We start from the raw sequence: 19,406 nt of genomic DNA on the forward strand, positions 1-19,406 counted from the left end.
CGGTTACGGCAACGCGGCGACGATGGAGATCTCGACCAGGATGCTCGGCTTGGCCATCTTCGCTTCGACGGTGGCCCGGGCCGGCGCGGCGCCTTTGGGCAGCCACTGATCCCACACCGAGTTCATCCCGGCAAAGTGCGCCTCGATGTCGTTCAGGTAGATCGTTGCCGACAGCAGATGCTGCTTGTCAGTCCCGGCCAGATCCAGCAAACGCTCGATATTGGCGAGCACCTCGCGGGTCTGCTGTTCGACTCCGGCGTCGAAGTCGTCGCCGACCTGCCCGGCCAGATACACGGTGCCGTTGTGGGTGACGATCTGACTCATGCGCTCATTGGTGAGCTGGCGCTGGATTGCCATGTTTTGCGGACTCCTGAGGCTTGTTGCCGTAACGGGAAATATCGAGGCCTTCGGCGCTGATCTGCGGCTTTTTCTTCGCCATCAGATCGGCCAGCAAACGACCGGAACCGCACGCCATGGTCCAACCCAGGGTGCCGTGACCGGTGTTGAGGAACAGGTTCTTGAACGGCGTGGCGCCCACGATCGGCGTGCCGTCCGGGGTGGTCGGACGCAGGCCGGTCCAGAAGCTCGCCTCGGCCAGATTGCCGCCCTGAGGATAAAGGTCGTTGACGATCATCTCCAGGGTTTCACGCCGACGCGGGTTCAGCGACAGGTCAAAACCGGCGATTTCCGCCATGCCGCCGACGCGGATGCGGTTGTCGAAACGGGTGATCGCGACCTTGTAGGTCTCGTCGAGAATGGTCGAGGTCGGGGCCATGTCCGGGTTGGTGATCGGCACGGTCAGCGAGTAACCCTTGAGCGGATACACCGGGGCCTTGATGCCCAACGGCTTGAGCAGTTGCGGCGAGTAGCTGCCGAGGGCCAGCACGTAGCGATCGGCGGTTTCCAGCTTGCCGTCGATCCATACACCGTTGATGCGGTCACCGGCGTAGTCGAGGCGCTGGATGTCCTGGCCGAAGCGGAATTCCACACCAAGTTTCACCGCCATTTCCGCCAGGCGCGTAGTGAACATCTGGCAGTCGCCGGTCTGGTCGTTCGGCAGACGCAGGGCGCCGGCGAGGATGTCGGTGACATTGGCCAGTGCCGGCTCGACACGGGCAATGCCGGCGCGGTCGAGGACTTCAAACGGTACGCCGGATTCTTTCAGCACGGCGATGTCTTTGGCGGCGCCATCGAGCTGCGCCTGAGTGCGGAACAGTTGCGTGGTGCCGAGGCTGCGGCCTTCGTAGGCGATACCGGTTTCGGCGCGCAGTTCGTCGAGGCAATCGCGGCTGTACTCGGACAGACGCACCATGCGCTCCTTGTTCACTGCGTAACGGCTAGCGGTGCAGTTGCGCAGCATCTGCGCCATCCACAGGTACTGGTCGATGTCGGCAGTGGCCTTGATCGCCAGCGGCGCGTGGCGCTGCAGCAGCCACTTGATGGCCTTGAGCGGTACACCCGGCGCGGCCCATGGCGAGGCATAACCCGGCGACACCTGGCCGGCGTTGGCGAAACTGGTCTCCATGGCCACGGCTGGCTGCCGGTCGACCACCACCACTTCAAACCCGGCACGGGCCAGATAGTAAGCACTGGCGGTACCGATGACGCCGCTACCCAAGACCATTACGCGCATTTTTGTATCCCTCATCGCGGCGGGGCCGCGTACGTCTGTTGTTAGAGCAATGATGCGCGCAGTGTAAAAAAGAATGGCCAGTGCATTTCACTATATAAGCGCCTATATTTGGCGACAATTCTCGGCAAAAACCCTTTTCACGGAGGCGCATCCCCTATGCGTACCAACACTCAGACCAAACGTGAGCTGGACAAGATCGACCGCAACATCCTGCGGATCCTGCAGGCGGACGGGCGCATATCGTTTACCGAACTCGGGGAGAAGGTTGGTCTGTCCACCACACCGTGTACGGAGCGAGTGCGGCGACTGGAGCGCGAAGGGATCATCATGGGCTACAACGCCCGCCTGAATCCGCAGCACTTGAAGGGTAGCCTGCTGGTGTTCGTCGAGATCAGCCTCGACTACAAATCCGGCGACACCTTCGAAGAGTTCCGCCGCGCGGTGCTGAAACTGCCGCACGTGCTGGAATGCCATTTGGTGTCAGGGGATTTCGACTATCTGGTGAAGGCGCGGATCTCCGAGATGGCCTCGTACCGCAAGCTGCTGGGCGACATTCTGTTGAAGCTGCCGCATGTGCGTGAGTCGAAGAGCTATATCGTGATGGAAGAGGTGAAGGAGAGCCTGAGCCTGCCGATTCCGGACTGAAATCTGGAAGATCAAAAGATCGCAGCCTTCGGCAGCTCCTACAGGAGAACGCATTTCCATGTAGGAGCTGCCGAAGGCTGCGATCTTTTCAGACCAGCACCTGCCGATTCGAAGCCATGTATTCGAAGATCTGCTTTTCCACCCGCGGATGAATCAACTCCACCGGCCCCCGCCCGTTCGGGCACGGCAGGGTTTTGGTGGTACCGAACAAGCGGCAAATCAGCGGCCGCTCGCCGTACACCATGCAACCATTGGGCCCCAGGTGCACACAGTTCAGCTCCTCCATCGCCGCATCCTGCTCGGCGCGGGTCTTGCGCGGCAGGCGCGACATTTCTTCCGGCGAGGTGGTCACCGGCCCGCAGCAGTCATGGCAGCCTGGCACGCACTCGAACGTGGGGATCTGCTGACGCAGGTCGCGAATGGTCTGGCGGTTGCAACTCATCGAAACGGTAACCCATATGAAATAGGCGGCAATTGTGCCGCAAAAGCCGAGATCCACACAGCAACGGCCGACCAGTGTTGCCCGTCTTCGGCCGTGCGGCTTATGCTCCGTCAAATTTTCTCGACACCCAGCCGTTGGATGATGCCCATGAATGCCCGCGCCCGAACCTTCGCGAGCCAACCCCACGTTGCCTCTTACTACGCCGCCAGCAGCCTGCCGCAGCCCGACTATCCGGCGCTGCAAGGCGAGCTGAGCGCAGACGTGTGCGTGGTCGGCGGCGGCTTTTCCGGGTTGAACACCGCGCTGGAATTGGCCGAACGCGGCCTCAGTGTGGTGTTGCTGGAAGCGCACCGGATCGGCTGGGGCGCCAGCGGCCGCAACGGCGGGCAGTTGATTCGCGGGGTCGGCCACGGTCTCGATCAGTTCAGCAACGTCATCGGCGCTGACGGCGTTCGCCAGATGAAACTGATGGGCCTGGAAGCGGTGGAAATCGTCCGTCAGCGCGTCGAACGTTTCCAGATCCCGTGCGACCTGACCTGGGGCTACTGCGACCTTGCCAACAAACCTGCCGACCTCGAAGGCTTTGCCGAAGACGCCGAAGAGCTGCGCAGTCTCGGCTATCGCTACGAAACCCGCCTGCTGCAAGCCGATGAAATGCACACCGTGGTCGGCTCCAAACGTTACGTCGGCGGCTTGATCGACATGGGTTCCGGGCATCTGCACCCACTGAACCTGGCGCTTGGCGAAGCCGCTGCCGCACAGCAATTGGGTGTGAAGCTGTTCGAGCAATCGGCGGTGACACGTATCGATTACGGCACCGAGGTTCGCGTCCACACCGCTCAAGGTTCAGTGCGGGCGAAAACCCTGGTGCTGGGCTGCAACGCTTACCTCAACGATCTCAATCCGCAACTCAGCGGCAAAGTACTGCCCGCCGGCAGTTACATCATTGCGACCGAACCGCTGTCCGAAGAACTGGCGCACAGCCTGCTGCCGCAAAACATGGCGGTCTGCGACCAGCGGGTGGCGCTGGATTACTACCGGCTCTCGGCGGATCGACGCTTGTTGTTCGGCGGCGCCTGCCATTATTCCGGGCGCGATCCGAAAGACATCGGCGCGTACATGCAGCCGAAGATGCTCGAAGTGTTCCCGCAACTGGCAGGCGTGAAGATCGACTATCAATGGGGCGGGATGATCGGCATCGGCGCCAACCGTCTGCCACAGATCGGCAGGCTCAATGATCAGCCGAACGTATATTACGCCCAGGCCTATTCCGGGCACGGAGTGAATGCCACGCACCTGGCGGGCAAACTGCTGGGAGAGGCGATCAGCGGCCAGCACAGCGGTGGCTTTGATCTGTTCGCCAAGGTGCCGCACATCACTTTCCCCGGCGGCAAGCATTTGCGCTCGCCGCTGCTGGCGTTGGGGATGTTGTGGCATCGGCTCAAGGAGCTGGTCTGAAAGCCGCTACCCCTGTAGGAGCTGCCGCAGGCTGCGATCTTCTGCTCTTCAAAAATAAAGTCAAAAGATCGCAGCCTGCGGCAGCTTCTACAGGGGAATGCATTCCAAATCAGGTTACAGCCGCCAGAACGGCTTCAACCCTTCCTCCCGCGCCTGCTCCCGGGTCAACCCGACGTCCTTGAGCTGCTCCGGCGTCAGATTCAAAAGCGCCTTGCGCGTGTGCAGACGATGCCAGAACAGGCCCCAGCGACTCAGGCCGGACGGCGCGTTGCGCATGGCGCTATTCCATGCACTGTCCTCCTGCCCTGCCGCCAGTTCCTGACTGTGTAACGTCAGCCGCACATCGCTCAAGCCGTTCATTTTTGTCGCTCCTGTTTACTTGGGTAGCCAGAGATTCCATGATGCGCGGGTCGGCAAAAGCATTACAGATTCAACACATCTGTATTAACTCCATACAGATTTGCCATTCCTGAGACTGAATTACCGATTTTTGCTGCATCTGTACTGGTTTAACGAATCACCTCCATCGAGGCAGTGCCATGACCCTGTATGTGAACCTCGCCGAGCTGCTCGGCACCCGCATCGAACAAGGCTTCTACCGTCCTGGCGATCGCCTGCCTTCGGTGCGCGCCTTGAGCGTAGAACACGGGGTCAGCCTGAGCACGGTGCAACAGGCCTATCGCATGCTCGAAGACAGCGGCCTGGCGACACCGAAGCCCAAGTCCGGCTACTTCGTGCCGGTGGGCCGCGAGCTGCCGGAGCTGCCTGCGGTCGGGCGTCCGGCGCAGCGGCCGGTGGAGATTTCCCAGTGGGATCAGGTGCTGGAGCTGATTCGCGCGGTGCCGCGCAAGGACGTGGTGCAACTGGGTCGCGGCATGCCCGACGTGACCACGCCCACCCTGAAACCGCTGCTGCGCGGACTGGCGCGAATCAGCCGCCGCCAAGACATGCCCGGCCTGTATTACGACAACATCCACGGCACCCTCGAACTGCGCGAACAGATCGCCCGGCTGATGCTCGATTCCGGCTGCCAGTTGAGCGCCAGCGACTTGGTGATTACCACCGGTTGCCACGAAGCGCTGTCCACCAGTATCCACGCGATCTGCGAGCCGGGCGACATCGTCGCGGTGGATTCGCCAAGCTTTCACGGCGCCATGCAGACGCTCAAAGGCCTGGGCATGAAAGCCCTGGAAATCCCCACCGATCCGCTCACCGGCATCAGCCTCGAAGCGCTGGAACTGGCGCTGGAGCAGTGGCCGATCAAGGTCATCCAGATCACCCCCAACTGCAACAACCCGCTCGGCTACATCATGCCGGAGTCGCGCAAACGCGCCCTGCTCAACCTCGCGCAACGCTACGATGTGGCGATCATCGAGGACGATGTGTATGGCGAACTGGCCTACACCTACCCGCGTCCGCGCACGATCAAATCCTTCGACGAAGATGGCCGCGTATTGCTGTGCAGCTCGTTTTCCAAGACCCTGGCGCCGGGGCTGCGCATCGGTTGGGTCGCGCCGGGACGGTATCTGGAACGGGTGCTGCACATGAAATACATCAGCACCGGTTCCACTGCGCCACAGCCACAAATTGCCATTGCCGAATTTCTCAAGGGTGGCTACTTCGAACCGCACTTGCGGCGGATGCGCACTCAATATCAGCGCAATCGCGACGTCATGATCGACTGGGTCACCCGCCACTTCCCGGCCGGCACCCGCGCCAGTCGTCCGCAAGGCAGCTTCATGCTCTGGGTGGAATTGCCGGAAGGTTTCGATACGCTGAAACTCAACCGCGCGCTGCACGATCAGGGCGTACAGATTGCCGTCGGCAGTATCTTTTCCGCCTCGGGCAAGTACCGCAATTGTCTGCGGATGAATTACGCGGCCAAACCGACACCGCAGATCGAAGAAGCGGTGCGCAAGGTCGGCGCAGCAGCGATCAAACTGCTGGCTGAAGCCTGATCATTCGAGCTGAAAGGTGCCGTACCCCTCAAACCGCTGAAGGTCAGCGACGCGGCTTGAGGCATCACTGACGCGAGCCTCGATTTCCAGCTCCACTTCCAGATGACGACCGGCGGCGATACTGCCTGCGCGCCATGCGGTGATGCGATCGCCAGGCTGCAAGAGACCTGCCGCGCCCACGTCGCTCTCATCGCGCCGCCATTGCACCGGCGCGCCATCCAGACGCGCCGCCACAATGCGTATTTGCAACCGTCCCGGTGCCCAGCGGTAATGCAGCGCATCGCTGCTCGGGGCAGCAAAGGACCACCTGATCGCGCGCGCAGCCGGACATTGAATCCGTAGATGAACCGTGCGCACACCAAAACTGCCGTCATTGCCCGATGGCCGGGCGAGCAGCTCCGCCCGCGTCGTAACGCCATAGTCCACAGCGCTCGGTGAGAGTGTCATCTGACAGGCCTCGCTGGCCATGACCGAGGTTGACGCCAACGATGCCAGCGTGATCAGGACAATCCATCGATGCATGCGCAATAACTCGGTCATGTAAGGTTCAAAGGCTGACAGAGCGCGTCGACGGGCTCGATCAATGCTTGCTCGTCCGGCGATTCAGCCAGATTGAATTGCAGGTCGCAGTGCGCGCTATCTGACAGTTGCACCCGCAGCAACTGCCCGGGTTTGATGTCCGGTAGAAAGATCGTCCCGGCCTCAAGCACCGTGGTCACGTATGCGCCGTGCTCATCCTGTACTGCGAGGCCACTGGGCAGCCATTGCCGATCAAGCGTCCATGCCTTCAACAGCACACGCCGCACGCGGGTAATGGAGAAATCCAGATGCTGAACCGAGCCGCGCCCGGCCTCCACTTCCTGATAACCGTAGAGCACCTCCACATTGCGCGGCAGGCTCAACGGGTCGACCTCCAGCCTGGCCGTCGCATAGGGCGGCAGACTCGCCGCAACTGCCCGGCCTGAATCGTCCGTCCACACCGGACCTTGCGGCGTGTACAGCTTCAGACCCGCTCGATCCCCGGCCTTGAGCACGGCAAACGTCTCTCGCAGTGGATACGGCGACAGCGTGACACCGTCGCGATGCAGCGCCATGCCGCCGCGCAGCCCCAGGTCGAATTCGCTTGCCCCGGCTCGCTGGTTCAGTCCCAGATCCACATGGGTGTAAGGCGCCAATGCGTTGACTCGCAAACCCAGGGATGGCGCCGCGGCTTCACGGTGTTCGGCGCTGGCGCTATAGGCCAGGGTTTCACTGAGCACTTCACTCATCGACACGCCACTGCGCACCCCGGATCGCGGATCGCTGCGCAGATAGCTACGGGCCCTGCGCTGCTCACCCAATGGCATCCCGACCGTCAGATAAGCCGAGGTGCCCCGGCGATACACATCGGCATCGCCGACGCCCCGCTCAAGACTCAACGACAGGCTGATCCGCGCGGGTAGCGTCTGCGACCACGACAATCCCAGACGCATGTTGGGCGGCTCGTCCACGCTGGTGTAGCGCGACCAGGTCATGCCGAATGCCCCCCAGCGCTCGACAGAGCCGTTGAGGGCAAACGTCCAGTGCTCGCGCCCGGAGGCTTCGGCGCGTCCCCGCTGCTGGTTCCATCCCGTGTCCGACAGGGTGCGAAAACCCTGACCACGGCGCACGGCAACCACGCTGGCGGACAGGTTCGGCGACAGCACGGCACTGACCGTCATTTGCAACTGATGCCCTGCAATGCCTGCATCCCGGTCGCTGGACAACACCTGGCGTACACCGCTGGTTATATCGCCCGGCCATTGACGCTGCAGCCCCCAGCCTGCCGACAGATAGTCCGCACCACCGAGGATCCCGCCGCTCACGCGCAACGCTCGCGACAGACTCCATTCCCGGCCAAGGGTGGCGAATGACGGCGCCTGACGATCATCCGAACCCTGGCGTCGCACAGTGCCCAGCGCCAGATTGAAGCCGTCTGCCCGTTCGAATTGCGAGTCCTGAAGACTGGCTGCGGGAACACGAAAACGCCGCACCTGCCCCTCCTGCTCGTGCACGCTGACCTCAAGGTCGAGCTGATTGCTCAACAACGGCAGCGCGCGCAAGGTAAACGGCCCACCGGGAACCAGCGTGGTGTAGATCAGCACGCCGTTCTGCCGGACTTCGATTCGTGATGGCGACCAGGCGATGCCCTCGACCTCGCCACGTGCGCCCTCCTGTGCCGCGCGCATTTGCGCGAACGCACCTTCCGGCAGAATCTGCACACCGTTGAACGATTCGCCGGCGAACAACGGCGACTGCAAGTTCAACTGGCCAATTTGTACGTTGGCTTCGTAAGCTTCCAGAGTGCGCGTGCCATAGGCATACAGATGCTCGAAGCGTGTGCTGTCAGGCAATTGCGTATAGGACTGGCGACTGCGTAAAACCCAGCTGCCGGCATTCAAGCCAATCTCCGAACCCACACTGCGAAAGTCGCTACGCTGCCCTTTATACTGGCTGCCCATGACCAACGCATCGTAGTTGAACACGCCGCCCACACCGCCATTGGCGAAGCTGCGCGATTGTAATTGCGGTAACGCCAGCAGATCGGTCGGCACCAGCAAGTCGATCTGTTCCTTGCCAGGATGCAGTGCAACGGTTGCCGCCGGCAGGCCCTCGCGCAGCGTCAGGCACTGCTGCCGCTGCGCAGACACCGCATTCGCTTGCGAGCGCACCCCGGCTGCCTTGAGCAAGGCCGGTTGCAGGCACGGCTCGCCCTGCGCATCGAATGTCACAAACACCCGCCCCCTGGGCTGCCCATTGACCTCAAGCGCGACCAGCCATGTGCCCTGGGAAAAACGCGGCGCCTCGCGGAAATACGCAGCCAGTGCGGGGTCGAGTCCGCGTTCGCGCAGCATTTGCGCATCGAACTCCACCACTTCGCCGGCCATCGCCTTACCCACCGCATTTGCCACCAGCAGTGCCAGTCCCTGACGGGCACACCTGAGCATCAGTGCGTTACCGGGGCATCAAAGTGATCGACCGCAAAGCCATAGGTGGTGGCCGGAAAAATCCGTACCGCCATGGTCCGCACCGTCGAGCTCAACGGCAACCCGACAGACAGGCGCTCCCCAGGCAGGATCCAGGTACGCGGCAGGTCCACCACCTGCACGCCAGGCTGCGGAACAATCGCTTTGGCCAGGCGCACTACGTAGGGGCTGGAGTTACTGACCACCAAGCCTTCAACCGTGGCCGACCAGCTCAGGTGCTTCCATGGCTCGCGCTCGACCGGCAGGCCGGCGGGCCGCAGAATCACTGGCAGATTTTGCCGCACCCCCAGATTGACCCGAGCGCCGTCCGCGCCTGACACCGGATTTATCCCCTCAAAGATCACCCGCTTCAGACGCTCGGTCTGCAACGGTTCGGCGTTCTGCAAAATGAACCGCACCTGCTGCACTGCCCCGGCCTCGACACGGGCAATCGGCGGGGTGAACACCAGCAGCGATTGATCACGCGGCTCGATATTTTCGACTGTGGTGTACAACAGGGCCGGACGCGTTTCGGTATTTCGTACGTTCATGGTTGCTTCACCCACTCCCTCATCCACCACCAGCACCGGGGTTTGCGGCACCATGCCCGCAGCGTGGGCGACAGACATCAAAATCAGGGCGAGCAGGCACAGTGGCAGCGCCCTGAAGACAGGGCGACAGATCGAAATCGGCATCGGTATTGTTCCGCTGGGAGTTGCAACGCCCCTTCAAAGGGCGCGCCGAATGAGCGAGAAAGAACCCGGCAATGGCCGGGTTCTGACGATCAGAGGTAGTACATATCGAAGGTCACCGAGCCATCGAGCGGAATCTCGCTGGTTATCGGCAGCGCGTTGCTCGGGCCGATGATCGGCAACAGGCTCATCGGAAACCCGTGATGACGCGCGGCGACCGGACCCGCGGCCACGCCCGTACCCCAGGAGTACAGCGCCGGGGCATTGCTCACCAACGGCGAGGAAGGCAGTTGCCAGGCCGGCGCCGCCAGGGTTCGGGTCATCAGGGTCTGCTGGACGCCGTCGGCTTCCGGACGACCATGGCGCAGAGCGAAGCCACCGATACGGATCCCGTTGATTTCACCCAGGCCGTAGAACAAGGCCGCATCGCTGTTGCCAGCCCCATCGCTGATACCCGGCAGTTTGGTTGCCCCGCGATTGTCTCTGACCGATACCTCAACGGGTGCCGGCGCATCGCAATTGATGTGCAGCGAAATATCGTGAGTCGGCAGCAGCGTCTGCGTGGTCTTGTTGAGTGTGGCTGCCGATATCTTGCGCAAATCTACTGTGCCGCCACCGGCAAATGCGGGGATGCACGAAGTCGGAATAATGGTTCCGATCACGCTCAGGTCCACGCTTTCGGCGACGGCTAGCGTGGGTATCACTGCAGCCGCAACGGCCGCCATCCATGTTGTTTTTTTCATCAGTCCCTACCTGTTCGGCTGTTTATAAATGGCAGTTGTTCAGTGCATCGCTTTCACGAGCCGTGAACGCCGGGGCGATGATTTCGTTTTTTGTAGGCTCCGTATGTAGGAATAGGCACCAATCAACAGCAGAAAAAACGACAAAGCAAATAGTCCAAAACAACATGCGAACTCATTCCTACTTTCGAACGACTAATTGTTTACCCAGTGTGGCGAGGGTCCGCTTGTAAGCGGCCCTGGAAATCCTCTGCATGCCATACTCCGCCCCCCAGCCTCCAGCCGAGAAAGCAACGTGCGACCCGGAAAAAAATTGCTCGCTGTCTGTATGTTGTGTTCGTTGGCCAGTGGTTGCGCAAACCTCGATGTGCCACGCGAACCCAGCCAGGCGTTGCCGGCCGTCGGCGCATTCGGCCGCTCGATCCAGGCTCAGTCCGCTCCCTATCAGGGGCGTTCCGGCTTCCGCTTGCTGTCCAACAGCACCGAGGCGTTCACCGCTCGCGCCGAGCTGATTCGCAATGCACAAACCAGCCTCGACTTGCAGTACTACATCGTCCATGACGGCGTCAGCACGCGGATGCTGGTGGAGGAACTGCTCAAGGCCGCCGACCGTGGCGTGCGCGTACGCATCCTGCTCGACGACACCACCAGCGACGGCCTCGACACGATCATCGCCACGCTGGCGGCGCATCCAAAGATCCAGATCCGCCTGTTCAATCCGCTGCACCTGGGCCGCAGCACCGGCGTGACCCGCGCCGCCGGACGCCTGTTCAACCTGTCGCTGCAACACCGGCGCATGCACAACAAGCTTTTCCTGGCGGACAACAGCGTGGCCATCGTCGGCGGGCGCAATCTGGGCGACGAATATTTCGATGCCGAGCCGAACCTGAATTTCACCGACATCGACATGCTCAGCGTCGGCCCGGTGGCCGAGCAGCTCGGGCACAGTTTCGACCAGTACTGGAACAGCGCGCTGAGCAAGCCGATCGACGAATTCCTCTCCAGTAAACCAAGCGCCAAAGACCTGCAGAACACCCGCACGCGCCTCGAAGAATCGCTGGAGGAAACCCGCAAACAGAACCACGCGTTGTATCAACAACTGATGACGTTCAAAACCGCGCCGCGTATGGATATCTGGCGCAAGGAACTGATCTGGGCCTGGAATCAGGCACTATGGGACGCGCCGAGCAAGGTGCTGGCCAAGGACGAGCCGGACCCGCAACTGCTGCTGACCACGCAACTGGCGCCGGAACTGCGCGGCGTCAGCAAAGAGCTGATCATGATCTCGGCGTACTTCGTGCCCGGTCAGCCGGGGCTGGTGTACCTGACCGGGCGCGCCGACGCCGGGGTCTCGGTGAGCCTGCTGACCAACTCGCTGGAAGCCACCGATGTGCCGGCGGTGCACGGAGGTTATGCGCCGTATCGCAAGGCGTTGCTGGAACACGGGGTGAAACTGTATGAGCTGCGCCGTCAGCCTGGGGATAACTATGGCAGCGGCCCACATCTGTTCTACAGCAAGTCTTTCCGTGGTTCGGATTCCAGCCTGCACAGCAAGGCGATGATTTTTGATCGGCAGAAAGCATTCATCGGCTCGTTCAACTTCGATCCGCGCTCAGTGCTGTGGAACACCGAAGTCGGGGTTCTGGTGGACAGCCCGGAACTGGCCGAACACGTGCGCGAACTGGCCCTGCAAGGCATGGCGCCGGCCCTGAGCTATCAGGCGAAACTGCAGGATGGCAAGATTGTCTGGGTGACCGAGGATAATGGTCAGATGCACACGCTGACCCAGGAACCCGGGAGCTGGTGGCGGCGCTTCAATGCGTGGTTCAGCACCAGCGTCGGCCTCGAACGGATGCTTTAAAAAAGCAAAAGATCGCAGCCTGCGGCAGCTCCTACAGGGAAATCGCATTCCAGTGTAGGAGCTGCCGCAGGCTGCGATCTTTTGACCTTAAGCCGTTTGCACCGCCCCGAATGCACCTTGGCGCATCAGCAGAATCACCAATCCAAACGCCCCCGCCGCCATCAACAACGGCAACGCATGCCCGCTGATCCACTGACTGCCCGCCCCCGCCAGCAAAGGCCCGATCAGGCAACCGACACCCCACAGCTGCGCGATGTGCGCGTTGGCGCGCACCAGCGCATCGTCGCGATAACGCTCGCCGATCAGGATCAGTGACAAGGTGAACAGGCCACCGGCACTGGCGCCGAACAACACCCACAACGGCCAGATCAGCAGCGTGTCGATCAACAGCGGAATCGCCAGGCTCGACAGCATCAGGATCACTGCGCAACCGGCGAACAACGTGCGCCGCGACAGGTAATCCGCCAGCGCGCCGATCGGCAGTTGCAACAGTGCGTCGCCGACCACCACCGTGCTGACCATCGCCAACGCAATCTCGGCGGTGAAGCCCTGTTGCAGGCAATACACCGGCAACAGCGTAAGGATCATCGCCTCGAACGCGGCGAACAATGACACCGCCCAGGCAATCGCCGGCAGCTCACGGGCAAACCCCCACAGATCGCTGAACGTCACGCTGCTGGCTTCACTGCTCGGCGCACCGCTGCGGCCCATCAACAGCAAAGGTGAGACCGTCAGCAGCCCGACACCGACCCAGAAACCATAATCGTGCTCAGTGCCAAGCGCGCCCAGCAACAGCGGGCCAGACAGTTGGCTCAGCGCATAGCTGCTGCCATACAGAGCGACGAGACGACCGCGCCAGTGTTCGACGACCAGTTGATTGATCCAGCTCTCGCCGAGGATGAATACAATGGTCAGGATCACCCCGATCATCAGGCGCAGCACCAGCCAGACCGGATAACTCGGCAACAGCGCGAGCAAGCCGATCGACAATGCCCCGGCCCACAGGCACAGGCGCATGAGGTTCGCCGTGCCGAAACGTGCCGCCAGATGACTGGAGATCTTCGCCCCCAGCAACACGCCAATTGCCGGCATCGCCGCCATCACGCCGATGGCAAAAGAACCGTAACCCCAGCCCTCCAGACGCAACGACACCAGCGGCATGCTGACCCCCAGGGCCAGGCCGACACTCAAGACAGACGCCAACACGGCGAAATACGTCGCCCAACGCATGGTCCACGCTCCTGTGGATATTCTTATATGCACCACAAAACCAAATGTGGGAGCAAACCCTGTGGGAGGGGATTCATCCCCGACAGGCCGCGCGGCGACCTCAAAACCTGCACCCTCGCATGCATTGGTTTTGCGACTGCCTCGCAGCCGATCGGGGATAAATCCCCTCACCACAGAGACTTGCTCCCACAGGGGATCTCTGTATGTTCGGGCGCCTGACCGAGTCAGGCTCCCTTCAATGGCTTACAGCTTGATCCACGTCGCCTTCAGCTCGGTGTACTTGTCGAACGCGTGCAGCGACTTGTCGCGACCGTTGCCCGACTGCTTGAAGCCGCCGAACGGTGCAGTCATATCGCCGCCGTCGTACTGGTTGACCCACACGCTGCCGGCGCGCAGCGCTTTGGCAGTCAGGTGTGCCTTGGAAATGTCCTGAGTCCATACCGCAGCGGCCAGGCCGTACGGCGTGTCGTTGGCGATCTGGATCGCTTCTTCGGCGGTGTCGAAGGCGATGACCGACAGCACCGGGCCGAAGATCTCTTCCTGGGCGATCTTCATCGCGTTGCTCACGCCGTCGAAAATCGTCGGCTCGACGTAAGTGCCACCGGTTTCCTGAAGGATGCGCTTGCCGCCGGCCACCAGTTTGGCGCCGTCGGTGTGACCGGATTCGATGTACGACAGCACGGTGTTCATCTGCTGGGTATCAACCAGCGCGCCGACGTTGGTCGCCGGATCCAGCGGATTGCCCGGCTTCCAGGCTTTCAGCGCCTCGATCACCATCGGCAGGAATTTGTCCTTGATCGAACGCTCGACCAGCAGACGCGAACCGGCGGTACAGACTTCGCCCTGGTTGAAGGCGATGGCACTTGCGGCAGATTCGGCAGCGGCTTGCAGATCCGGCGCATCGGCGAAGACGATGTTCGGGCTCTTGCCGCCGGCTTCCAGCCACACGCGCTTCATGTTCGATTCGCCGGAATAGATCATCAACTGCTTGGCGATCTTGGTCGAACCGGTGAACACCAGCGTGTCGACATCATTGTGCAGGGCCAGCGCCTTGCCGACGGTGTGGCCGTAGCCCGGCAGCACGTTGAGCACGCCTTTCGGAATGCCGGCCTCAACGGCCAGCGCAGCGATGCGGATGGCGGTCAGCGGGGATTTTTCCGACGGCTTGAGGATCACCGAGTTACCGGTCGACAGCGCCGGGCCGAGTTTCCAGCAGGCCATCATCAGCGGGAAGTTCCACGGCACGATGGCACCGACCACGCCGACCGGCTCGCGGGTCACCAGACCCAGTTGATCGTGCGGAGTGGCGGCGACTTCGTCGTAGATCTTGTCGATCGCCTCACCGCTCCAGCTCAGCGCTTGCGCCGCGCCCGGGACATCGATGTACAGCGAATCGCTGATCGGCTTGCCCATGTCGAGGGTTTCGAGCAGTGCCAGTTCTTCAGCGTGCTGCTTGAGCAGGCTGGCGAATCGAATCATGGTGGCTTTGCGTTTGGTCGGCGCCAGGCGCGACCAGACGCCGGAATTGAAGGTGGCGCGGGCATTTTCCACGGCGCGCTGGGCGTCGGCGGCGTCACAGCTGGCGATCTTGCCCAGCAGACGGCCATCGACCGGGCTGATGCACTCGAAAGTCTCGCCGGAGACGGCGTCGGTGTATTCACCGTTGAGGTAGGCGCGGCCTTCGATCTTCAGGTCGCGAGCACGTTGTTCCCAGTCGGCACGAGTCAGGGTGGTCATTCGAGTGTCCTCCTCTTGTTGAATAGAGCGCCGCGTTCTTCGCGGTCGTCTTCAGGAATGCTGCCCGGCCAGCCTGCTTTTCGGCCCAAGGCACCCGCCACCCTAAACCAGCGACCGGGGTTGTTTCAATATATTTGACATAAGCGCGCCATACGCCCTTGCGGTGTTCATTTTAATAAACATAGACTTTGGCCCTTTCAAGCCACCGCGCCGTCATCACGGGAGAAAACAACAATGAACATCCAGAACGTCGTCGATATCAGCCTGACCAGCAGCGAAGCCGAACGCTATCGCCCGGACCCGGCCAAAGTGCTCAAGGGCGATCCCGAGCAGGCGGTGTTCAACCAGTACGACAGCCCTTGTGGGCAAATGAATGTCGGCGTGTGGGAAGGCGCGGTCGGGCAATGGACGGTGAACTACACCGAGCATGAATACTGCGAAATACTGCAAGGAGTTTCGGTGCTGCGTGACAGCGATGGCAATGCCAAGACCTTGCGTGTTGGCGACCGCTTTGTGATCCCGGCCGGTTTCCGTGGCACTTGGGAGGTGCTGGAGGCTTGCCGCAAGATCTATGTGATCTTTGAACAGAAGGTTTGAGTCTTTCGCCGATATTACCGGCCCCTTCGCGAGCAGGCTCGCTCCCACATTCGACCGCATTCCTTTGTGGGAGCGAGCCTGCTCGCGAAAGCGTCGCAACAGTCAGCACAAAACTCAAGGCAACAAAAAAGGCCCGCATCTCACGATACGGGCCTTTTTCGTAAGTCGGGAAAAATCAATTACTTGATTTTGCCTTCCTTGTAGATCACGTGCTTACGAACAACCGGATCATATTTCTTGATCTCGATTTTGTCCGGAGTAGTACGCTTGTTCTTGTCGGTAGTGTAGAAGTGACCAGTACCGGCGCTCGAGATCAAACGAATCAATTCACGCATGATTAGCTCCCTTAAATCTTGCCATCGCGGCGAAGTTCGGCGAGCACGACACTGATGCCACGCTTGTCGATGATGCGCATGCCTTTGGCAGATACGCGCAGACGCACAAAACGTTTCTCTTCTTCAACCCAGAAGCGGTGATGCTGCAGGTTCGGCAGGAAACGACGACGGGTTTTGTTGTTTGCGTGGGAAATGTTATTCCCGGTTACCGGACCCTTACCGGTAACTTGACATACTCTCGACATGCCTCAGCCCTCTAAAACCACATGCCCAACCCGGCATGGGTTGGCCGCTTAATCTCTCAGTCATTTGGCGCCAGGCGCCGCGTTTCTTTAGAGGTCTTACCGGCTACACCTACAGTGAAGGAACCGGGCCCCTAGAAAAGAGCGCTGCTTTATACCAGAAAGACCGGGGTGCAACAACAATGGATGTGCAATCGACAGGTAAAAAGGCGCATTTTCCGCCTGCAGACGCTTTGGATAAAGGCTGACGCGAGTTTTGACCACTCGTCGCAGAAAACCGCTCTCAACGAGGTTTTCGACTTTTCCTCGTGCTCCGTGGTCTGAAAAACGCCACTGCGCTGGCCCAAAAATGCAAAAAGGGGATAGTCATTTGCAATCCAGCCCTCTAGGGTAACCCTTTTCCAGACTGCACCTGCAGATGGCCTTCGATCTGTAAAGGAAGCCGACCATGCGCCTCGCTGCCCTACCCCTGTTGCTCGCCCCGCTTCTGCTGAGCCCCCTGGCCCAGGCTGCCGCCCTGAGTGTGTGCACCGAGGCCAGCCCTGAAGGGTTCGACGTGGTGCAATACAACTCGCTGACCACCACCAATGCCTCGGCCGACGTGCTGATGAACCGCCTGGTCGACTTCGACACCGCCAGCGGCAAAGTCGTGCCGAGCCTGGCCGACAGCTGGGAAGTCAGCACCGACGGCCTGACTTATGTGTTCAAGCTGCACCCGCAGGTGAAGTTTCACAGCACTGACTATTTCAAACCGACTCGCACCCTGACCGCTGAAGACGTCAAATTCAGCTTCGACCGCATGCTCGATCCGGCCAACCCATGGCACAAAGTCGCGCAAAGCGGCTTCCCGCACGCTCAATCCATGCAGTTGCCGGCGCTGATCAAGAAGATCGACGCGCTCGACCCGCTGACCGTGCGCTTTACCCTCGACCACCCGGACTCGACGTTCCTCGCGACCCTGAGCATGGGTTTCGCCTCCATCTATTCCGCCGAATATGCGGACAAGCTGCTCAAGGCCGATGCGACCGACAAGCTCAACAGCCAGCCGATCGGCACCGGTCCGTTTGTGTTCACGCGCTTCCAGAAAGACGCCTCGGTGCGCTACAAGGCCAACCCGGACTACTTCGGCGGCAAGCCGGCGGTCGATCCGCTGATCTTCGCCATCACCCCGGACGCCAACGTGCGCCTGCAAAAGTTGCGGCGCAACGAATGCCAGATCGCTCTGTCGCCAAAACCGCTGGACGTAAAGGCGGCGCAGGAAGAGCCGACGCTGAAAGTAGAAAAGACTGACGCGTTCATGACCGCTTTCGTCGGCATCAACAGCCAGCATCCACCGCTGGACAAGCCGGAAGTGCGCCAGGCGATCAACCTCGCTTTCGACAAGGCCAACTACGTCAAAGCCGTATTCGAAGACACCGCCGAACCCGCCAATGGCCCTTACCCGCCGAACACCTGGAGCTACGCGAAGAACCTGCCGGGCTATCCGCACGACGCGGCCAAAGCCAAGGCGTTGCTGGCCAAGGCCGGACTCAAGGACGGCTTCCAGACCACCATCTGGACGCGTCCGTCCGGCAGTCTGCTTAACCCGAATCCGAGTCTGGGCGCGCAATTGCTGCAATCGGATCTGGCGGAAATCGGCATTCAGGCGGAAATCCGCGTGATCGAGTGGGGCGAACTGATCCGCCGCGCCAAGGCTGGCGAGCATGACCTGCTGTTCATGGGCTGGGCCGGCGACAACGGCGACCCGGACAACTTCCTCACGCCGCAGTTTTCCTGCGCAGCGGTCAAGTCCGGCACCAACTTCGCCCGCTACTGCAATGCCGACCTGGACAAACTGATCAGCGCCGGCAAGACCACCAGCGAGCAGGGCGTGCGCACCAAGCTGTACGAACAGGCACAGGCGCAGATTCAGCAGCAGGCGCTGTGGTTGCCGCTGGCACACCCGACTGCCTATGCGCTGACGCGCAAGGATGTGCAGGGTTATTCGGTGAGCCCGTTTGGCCGCCAAGACTACTCCAAGGTCAACCTCAAATAACCCACCACAGCACAATCCCCCTGTAGGAGCTGCCGGAGGCTGCGATCTTTTGATCTGAAAAACAAAATCAAAAGATCGCAGCCTCCGGCAGCTCCTACAGGGGGTAGGCCGGCTACATCCAGCCACACTCCGCCATCGACAGCGGCTCGCCGTCGCCAATGATGAAGTGATCGAGCACCCGCACATCAATCAGATCCAAAGCCTTCTGCAAGCGCTTGGTCAGTTGCCGATCCGCCTGGCTCGGATCGCTGTTCCCCGACGGGTGGTTGTGGCAGAGAATCACCGCCGCCGCGTTGTTGGCCAATGAGCGTTTCACCACTTCCCGGGGATGCACACTGGTATTGTCGATCGAGCCGCGAAACAGCGCCTCGAACGTCAATACCTGATGCTTGGAATCAAGAAACAGACAACCAAACACCTCGTGCGGCTCATGACGCAACATGGATTTCAAGTAATCCCGCACTGCCTGCGGATTCTCCAGCGCCGGTTTTTTACGCATGCGCTCGGCCAGATGCCGCCGCCCCATTTCCAGCACCGCCTGCAACTGTGCGAATTTCGCAGGCCCCAATCCCAACTGTCCGCTGAACGCCGCAAGATCGGCCTCCAGCAATGCGCGCAGGCTGCCGAATTGCGTCAATAGGTGTCGCGCCAGATCCACCGCGCTTTTTCCCGTGACCCCGGTCCGAAGAAAAATCGCCAGCAATTCAGCATCGGAAAGGCTTCCCGATCCCTGTTCAAGCAGCTTCTCCCGCGGCCGCTCCGCCGCTGGCCAATCGCGAATACTCATACACCTTCCTTGTCTGTGGGCGCCGCTGTT

At 61.1% G+C, this 19,406-nt stretch carries 19 protein-coding genes; 6 read left to right on the plus strand and 13 right to left on the minus strand.

What is annotated here, in order from left to right:
- Positions 1-3: 3 nt before the first annotated feature.
- Positions 4-357: a RidA family protein gene (locus tag JN524_RS09420; protein ID WP_027610426.1), complete on the minus strand. Its 354-nt coding sequence runs from the start codon at positions 355-357 to the stop codon at positions 4-6.
- The gene (gene dadA / locus JN524_RS09425; protein ID WP_025112723.1) at positions 329-1,633 is read right to left on the minus strand and encodes a D-amino acid dehydrogenase; all 1,305 of its coding nucleotides are present in this window, start codon (positions 1,631-1,633) and stop codon (positions 329-331) included. The genes JN524_RS09420 and dadA overlap by 29 nt, the downstream gene beginning before the upstream one ends.
- Positions 1,634-1,789: 156 nt before the next feature.
- Between dadA and JN524_RS09430 the strand changes: the two genes are divergently transcribed.
- Positions 1,790-2,278: an Lrp/AsnC ligand binding domain-containing protein gene (locus JN524_RS09430; RefSeq protein WP_003177284.1), complete on the plus strand. Its 489-nt coding sequence runs from the start codon at positions 1,790-1,792 to the stop codon at positions 2,276-2,278.
- Positions 2,279-2,366: 88 nt separating this feature from the next.
- Here the strand turns inward: JN524_RS09430 and JN524_RS09435 are convergent, their stop codons facing one another.
- Positions 2,367-2,720, minus strand: a complete 354-nt coding sequence (locus JN524_RS09435; RefSeq protein WP_202369182.1) for a YkgJ family cysteine cluster protein — start codon at positions 2,718-2,720, stop codon at positions 2,367-2,369.
- Positions 2,721-2,867: 147 nt separating this feature from the next.
- Here JN524_RS09435 and JN524_RS09440 point away from each other — a divergent pair, with 147 nt between their 5' ends.
- Positions 2,868-4,178 (plus strand): NAD(P)/FAD-dependent oxidoreductase, encoded by a 1,311-nt coding sequence (locus tag JN524_RS09440; protein ID WP_202369183.1) that lies wholly within the window; start codon positions 2,868-2,870, stop codon positions 4,176-4,178.
- 114 nt (positions 4,179-4,292) lie between these two features.
- Here JN524_RS09440 and JN524_RS09445 read toward each other — a convergent pair whose 3' ends face one another.
- Positions 4,293-4,538 carry a DUF1127 domain-containing protein gene (locus tag JN524_RS09445; protein WP_202369184.1) on the minus strand — a complete coding sequence of 82 codons (246 nt, stop codon included), beginning with the start codon at positions 4,536-4,538 and terminating at the stop codon, positions 4,293-4,295.
- 179 nt (positions 4,539-4,717) lie between these two features.
- On the opposite strand from JN524_RS09445, the gene JN524_RS09450 reads away from it, so the two are divergent.
- The gene (locus tag JN524_RS09450) at positions 4,718-6,136 is read left to right on the plus strand and encodes an aminotransferase-like domain-containing protein (RefSeq protein ID WP_202369185.1); all 1,419 of its coding nucleotides are present in this window, start codon (positions 4,718-4,720) and stop codon (positions 6,134-6,136) included.
- On the opposite strand, the gene JN524_RS09455 is transcribed toward JN524_RS09450, so the two are convergent.
- The 4 genes from JN524_RS09455 to JN524_RS09470 all read right to left on the minus strand — a co-directional run bounded on the left by JN524_RS09455 (position 6,137) and on the right by JN524_RS09470 (position 10,555).
- Entirely contained in the window at positions 6,137-6,676 is a 540-nt protein-coding gene (locus tag JN524_RS09455; RefSeq protein ID WP_202369186.1) for a hypothetical protein, read from the minus strand.
- On the minus strand, positions 6,673-9,102 hold the full coding sequence (locus tag JN524_RS09460) for a fimbria/pilus outer membrane usher protein (protein ID WP_202369187.1): 2,430 nt from the start codon (positions 9,100-9,102) through the stop codon (positions 6,673-6,675). Before JN524_RS09460 ends, JN524_RS09455 begins: the two co-directional genes overlap by 4 nt.
- Positions 9,102-9,815, minus strand: a complete 714-nt coding sequence (locus JN524_RS09465) for a fimbria/pilus chaperone family protein (protein WP_202369188.1) — start codon at positions 9,813-9,815, stop codon at positions 9,102-9,104. The genes JN524_RS09460 and JN524_RS09465 overlap by 1 nt, the downstream gene beginning before the upstream one ends.
- Positions 9,816-9,904: 89 nt before the next feature.
- Positions 9,905-10,555 (minus strand): DUF1120 domain-containing protein, encoded by a 651-nt coding sequence (locus JN524_RS09470; protein WP_202369189.1) that lies wholly within the window; start codon positions 10,553-10,555, stop codon positions 9,905-9,907.
- A 325-nt stretch (positions 10,556-10,880) separates the two neighbouring features.
- Here JN524_RS09470 and JN524_RS09475 point away from each other — a divergent pair, with 325 nt between their 5' ends.
- A complete protein-coding gene (locus JN524_RS09475) occupies positions 10,881-12,413 on the plus strand; it encodes a phospholipase D family protein (RefSeq protein WP_202369349.1) in 1,533 nt (510 codons plus the stop codon).
- A gap of 87 nt (positions 12,414-12,500) precedes the next feature.
- Here JN524_RS09475 and JN524_RS09480 read toward each other — a convergent pair whose 3' ends face one another.
- A complete protein-coding gene (locus JN524_RS09480; RefSeq protein WP_202369190.1) occupies positions 12,501-13,643 on the minus strand; it encodes an MFS transporter in 1,143 nt (380 codons plus the stop codon).
- A 243-nt stretch (positions 13,644-13,886) separates the two neighbouring features.
- Positions 13,887-15,380: an aldehyde dehydrogenase gene (locus tag JN524_RS09485; protein WP_047596781.1), complete on the minus strand. Its 1,494-nt coding sequence runs from the start codon at positions 15,378-15,380 to the stop codon at positions 13,887-13,889.
- A gap of 234 nt (positions 15,381-15,614) precedes the next feature.
- Here JN524_RS09485 and JN524_RS09490 point away from each other — a divergent pair, with 234 nt between their 5' ends.
- Entirely contained in the window at positions 15,615-15,977 is a 363-nt protein-coding gene (locus JN524_RS09490) for a cupin domain-containing protein (RefSeq protein WP_202369191.1), read from the plus strand.
- 179 nt (positions 15,978-16,156) lie between these two features.
- On the opposite strand, the gene rpmG is transcribed toward JN524_RS09490, so the two are convergent.
- Positions 16,157-16,312 (minus strand): 50S ribosomal protein L33, encoded by a 156-nt coding sequence (gene rpmG, locus JN524_RS09495; RefSeq protein WP_003177274.1) that lies wholly within the window; start codon positions 16,310-16,312, stop codon positions 16,157-16,159.
- 11 nt (positions 16,313-16,323) lie between these two features.
- Positions 16,324-16,557, minus strand: a complete 234-nt coding sequence (gene rpmB / locus JN524_RS09500) for a 50S ribosomal protein L28 (protein ID WP_003229474.1) — start codon at positions 16,555-16,557, stop codon at positions 16,324-16,326.
- Between the two features lie 445 nt (positions 16,558-17,002).
- On the opposite strand from rpmB, the gene JN524_RS09505 reads away from it, so the two are divergent.
- A complete protein-coding gene (locus tag JN524_RS09505) occupies positions 17,003-18,589 on the plus strand; it encodes an ABC transporter substrate-binding protein (RefSeq protein ID WP_202369192.1) in 1,587 nt (528 codons plus the stop codon).
- Between the two features lie 112 nt (positions 18,590-18,701).
- Here the strand turns inward: JN524_RS09505 and radC are convergent, their stop codons facing one another.
- On the minus strand, positions 18,702-19,376 hold the full coding sequence (gene radC, locus JN524_RS09510; protein WP_098966267.1) for a RadC family protein: 675 nt from the start codon (positions 19,374-19,376) through the stop codon (positions 18,702-18,704).
- Positions 19,377-19,406: the final 30 nt, after the last annotated feature.

The organism is Pseudomonas sp. MWU318, assembly GCF_016756945.1.
GTDB lineage: Bacteria > Pseudomonadota > Gammaproteobacteria > Pseudomonadales > Pseudomonadaceae > Aquipseudomonas > Aquipseudomonas putida_A.

Coding starts and splice junctions, on each gene's coding strand:
- JN524_RS09420 (WP_027610426.1), bottom strand. CDS start 357: ATGGCAATCCAGCGCCAGCTCACCAATGAGCGCATGAGTCAGATCGTC.
- dadA (WP_025112723.1), bottom strand. CDS start 1,633: ATGCGCGTAATGGTCTTGGGTAGCGGCGTCATCGGTACCGCCAGTGCT.
- JN524_RS09430 (WP_003177284.1), top strand. CDS start 1,790: ATGCGTACCAACACTCAGACCAAACGTGAGCTGGACAAGATCGACCGC.
- JN524_RS09435 (WP_202369182.1), bottom strand. CDS start 2,720: ATGAGTTGCAACCGCCAGACCATTCGCGACCTGCGTCAGCAGATCCCC.
- JN524_RS09440 (WP_202369183.1), top strand. CDS start 2,868: ATGAATGCCCGCGCCCGAACCTTCGCGAGCCAACCCCACGTTGCCTCT.
- JN524_RS09445 (WP_202369184.1), bottom strand. CDS start 4,538: ATGAACGGCTTGAGCGATGTGCGGCTGACGTTACACAGTCAGGAACTG.
- JN524_RS09450 (WP_202369185.1), top strand. CDS start 4,718: ATGACCCTGTATGTGAACCTCGCCGAGCTGCTCGGCACCCGCATCGAA.
- JN524_RS09455 (WP_202369186.1), bottom strand. CDS start 6,676: ATGACCGAGTTATTGCGCATGCATCGATGGATTGTCCTGATCACGCTG.
- JN524_RS09460 (WP_202369187.1), bottom strand. CDS start 9,102: ATGCTCAGGTGTGCCCGTCAGGGACTGGCACTGCTGGTGGCAAATGCG.
- JN524_RS09465 (WP_202369188.1), bottom strand. CDS start 9,815: ATGCCGATTTCGATCTGTCGCCCTGTCTTCAGGGCGCTGCCACTGTGC.
- JN524_RS09470 (WP_202369189.1), bottom strand. CDS start 10,555: ATGAAAAAAACAACATGGATGGCGGCCGTTGCGGCTGCAGTGATACCC.
- JN524_RS09475 (WP_202369349.1), top strand. CDS start 10,881: ATGTTGTGTTCGTTGGCCAGTGGTTGCGCAAACCTCGATGTGCCACGC.
- JN524_RS09480 (WP_202369190.1), bottom strand. CDS start 13,643: ATGCGTTGGGCGACGTATTTCGCCGTGTTGGCGTCTGTCTTGAGTGTC.
- JN524_RS09485 (WP_047596781.1), bottom strand. CDS start 15,380: ATGACCACCCTGACTCGTGCCGACTGGGAACAACGTGCTCGCGACCTG.
- JN524_RS09490 (WP_202369191.1), top strand. CDS start 15,615: ATGAACATCCAGAACGTCGTCGATATCAGCCTGACCAGCAGCGAAGCC.
- rpmG (WP_003177274.1), bottom strand. CDS start 16,312: ATGCGTGAATTGATTCGTTTGATCTCGAGCGCCGGTACTGGTCACTTC.
- rpmB (WP_003229474.1), bottom strand. CDS start 16,557: ATGTCGAGAGTATGTCAAGTTACCGGTAAGGGTCCGGTAACCGGGAAT.
- JN524_RS09505 (WP_202369192.1), top strand. CDS start 17,003: ATGCGCCTCGCTGCCCTACCCCTGTTGCTCGCCCCGCTTCTGCTGAGC.
- radC (WP_098966267.1), bottom strand. CDS start 19,376: ATGAGTATTCGCGATTGGCCAGCGGCGGAGCGGCCGCGGGAGAAGCTG.